This is a genomic window from Endozoicomonas ascidiicola (genome assembly GCF_001646945.1).
Taxonomy (GTDB): domain Bacteria; phylum Pseudomonadota; class Gammaproteobacteria; order Pseudomonadales; family Endozoicomonadaceae; genus Endozoicomonas; species Endozoicomonas ascidiicola.
The window spans coordinates 11,675-13,803 of sequence record NZ_LUTV01000005.1 but is presented as its reverse complement, the minus strand read 5'-3'; the positions used below and the strand labels follow the sequence as shown (position 1 = coordinate 13,803).

At 41.0% G+C, this 2,129-nt stretch carries 5 protein-coding genes; 1 reads left to right on the top strand and 4 read right to left on the bottom strand.

What is annotated here, in order from left to right; translation table 11 throughout:
* Nucleotides 1–125: 125 nt before the first annotated feature.
* Nucleotides 126–290, bottom strand: coding sequence for a phage integrase (locus tag AKL11_RS26785; RefSeq protein ID WP_425387552.1), 165 nt, complete (start codon nucleotides 288–290; stop codon nucleotides 126–128).
* On the opposite strand from AKL11_RS26785, the gene AKL11_RS26655 reads away from it, so the two are divergent.
* Entirely contained in the window at nucleotides 271–423 is a 153-nt protein-coding gene (locus AKL11_RS26655) for an IS1 family transposase (RefSeq protein ID WP_216636421.1), read from the top strand. The two genes, AKL11_RS26785 and AKL11_RS26655, sit on opposite strands and share 20 nt — an antisense overlap.
* 172 nt (nucleotides 424–595) lie before the next feature.
* On the opposite strand, the gene AKL11_RS13955 is transcribed toward AKL11_RS26655, so the two are convergent.
* Genes AKL11_RS13955 through AKL11_RS25205 form a run of 3 tightly spaced genes read right to left on the bottom strand, consistent with a single transcriptional unit; the run spans nucleotide 596 to nucleotide 1,748 of the window.
* Nucleotides 596–895: a hypothetical protein gene (locus AKL11_RS13955; RefSeq protein ID WP_067518527.1), complete on the bottom strand. Its 300-nt coding sequence runs from the start codon at nucleotides 893–895 to the stop codon at nucleotides 596–598.
* 56 nt (nucleotides 896–951) lie between these two features.
* Entirely contained in the window at nucleotides 952–1,587 is a 636-nt protein-coding gene (locus AKL11_RS13950; protein WP_067518525.1) for an IS630 family transposase, read from the bottom strand.
* 5 nt (nucleotides 1,588–1,592) lie between these two features.
* On the bottom strand, nucleotides 1,593–1,748 hold the full coding sequence (locus AKL11_RS25205; RefSeq protein WP_157673578.1) for a hypothetical protein: 156 nt from the start codon (nucleotides 1,746–1,748) through the stop codon (nucleotides 1,593–1,595).
* Nucleotides 1,749–2,129 lie beyond the last annotated feature (381 nt).

Genomic DNA, 2,129 nt, shown 5'->3' with positions numbered 1-2,129 from the left:
TAATTATACGTCTTGAATCGTTTTTCGTTTCATGCTTTGGATCAATTTATCTGCTCATTTAGAACCGTATGTTTCAAATGAGTTTTGGTTTAGTCGTACAATTGAAGTTCTTTTGTTTCAATTATTCAGAGAGAGCACCCAGCTAAAGGGTTCGAATAGTTAATTTCTTTAATTTTGATCAGGTAATTGTAAACAGACCTTAAATTGACAAGATAATTATTCAGCGTTGAGTCTGTAACACCTTCTGCACGCTTGATGATTTTGAATTGATTGAATAACTTTGCACTCATTTTTCTTGCTTCACGGCTGGCACGGAGGACAATCTGTTTTTCAAAGCTCGAAAAGATGCACGATATTGTCATAGGATTGCTGATTAATAAGGTAGAATTTGGGATTGACATTTATGCTCACCAACACATCTGACCCACCACCCATTTATTGACAATGTCTATGAGCCTACTGGCAGTTGGCCTTGAAATTTCTGTACTACGCCCGGTTCAATCAATACGAGAGAGCACACAATAGACTGTGGACGTGTAATTTTCCTTAATGCAGAAATTTTTGAATAATTACGTTATTGGCGTGTCGCAGTTTATTAAAGTGGTGCAGGCGCTTTAATAGCGCCTGTGTTCTTAAGGGGTGATTGTTCTTTGCTCAGACTACCAAGAAAATCATCCCACTCAAACAGATCTTTTTTATAATAACTTGATACAGTCTTGTGATAATCTGCATAAAATAGTTTTTTAAGGTCAAGCTTATCTTTTTCGATCATATCAACTAATGTATTCAGCCTATTCTCTTTTTCTTCAAAATTTTTTATTTGGTTGATCTGTGATGCAATGCCTATAAAACGGAGTGCGTATCCTGATGCTCGGTTACCGATTTTCGAATGCATTCTGTTATGCATGTCTATCGTTAATAAACAAATAGTAAGTAGTTAACCAAATGAAATCATATATTCCTGACCGACCTGCTCAAACACTCGTATGACTTCTGCTTCAAAGCCTTAAAGTCCATGACCTCAAAGAAATTCAACCATTCATACTTCACCTTTTGCCATAGCATTTCTATCAAGTTAAGTTCTGGGGAGTAGGTTGGCAGATAGCAGACAAGTATCTTCTTTTCGATCGCCCAGTCGGCCAGCGCCTCTCGGAATAACCGACTCGTGTGGATACTGGCGTTATCAACCATTACCACCGTGTAACGGTCACCAGAACTGTACTTTGGAGCGGCCATTTGCTCGGCGAAATCATTGAATACGTTGATCACTGCCTGGCTATTAACCATTCCAATAACGGGATAATAGAACAGGTCGTTGCTCCGGTTCATAAACCCAAGTACGTTGATACGTTTACTCTTGACGGAAGGAATTCGAAGTTGCTCTCCCTTCGGCTGCCAGGCGTAGGGCACTGAAGGTTCTTGTGAAAATCCAGATTCATCGAAGTAAAAAAGATTAATATGCCTGTTGTCTTCTGCCTCTTTTGCTTCGCTAAGAGCCTTGTGGCAACGATCAAAGTGCCCTTTATCTCGCTTGTGACTGCATGACCGTCGAACTCGTTTGTAAACCATGCCAAGGCTGTTAGCCATGCGTCTCAACGTGGGCAGCGAAGTTTTTTTTGGGTTTCTTCTTCAAGCACTGCTTTGGCGTGTCTTATACGACGCGGTTCATCTTTTACCAGTTCCTTGAAGCGAACGACTTCTTCAGGGTTGTAGGTTAGAGGGACACCACCGCCATGGCTTTTATACAAGCCACGAATGCCAAAATATTCCCACTGATCTATCCAGTTAGAGATGGTCTGATATTGGGTGCTGAATACATCAGCTATTTGCTCAAGAGTATACCCTCAGTGGCTTAGCAATACAGCGTGAGCACGTTCTCTCAAATACGGAGTTGAACCAAGACGCGAAGCCTGTTGCAGTGTAGTGATGATAGCTGCATCAGTTATGTTGGAGACAGATTTCATGATGATGGTACAGACTGGAAAGTATGAGGAAACAGTAGTTCAAAACTCCTGAGCTAGTGTAGTGAGCTGCATTTAATACAACATAAATAATCTCGCTGTGCCATTATAGGTAAGAGCATCTAAGGACGGATACTATCTATGAGAGTCGCAGCCAAGATAAGCCTG

Bases quoted from the DNA above. Each gene is read 5' to 3' on its own strand.
- AKL11_RS13955 (WP_067518527.1), bottom strand. From the start codon at position 895: ATGCATTCGAAAATCGGTAACCGAGCATCAGGATACGCACTCCGTTTT.
- AKL11_RS26785 (WP_425387552.1), bottom strand. From the start codon at position 290: ATGAGTGCAAAGTTATTCAATCAATTCAAAATCATCAAGCGTGCAGAA.
- AKL11_RS13950 (WP_067518525.1), bottom strand. From the start codon at position 1,587: ATGGCTAACAGCCTTGGCATGGTTTACAAACGAGTTCGACGGTCATGC.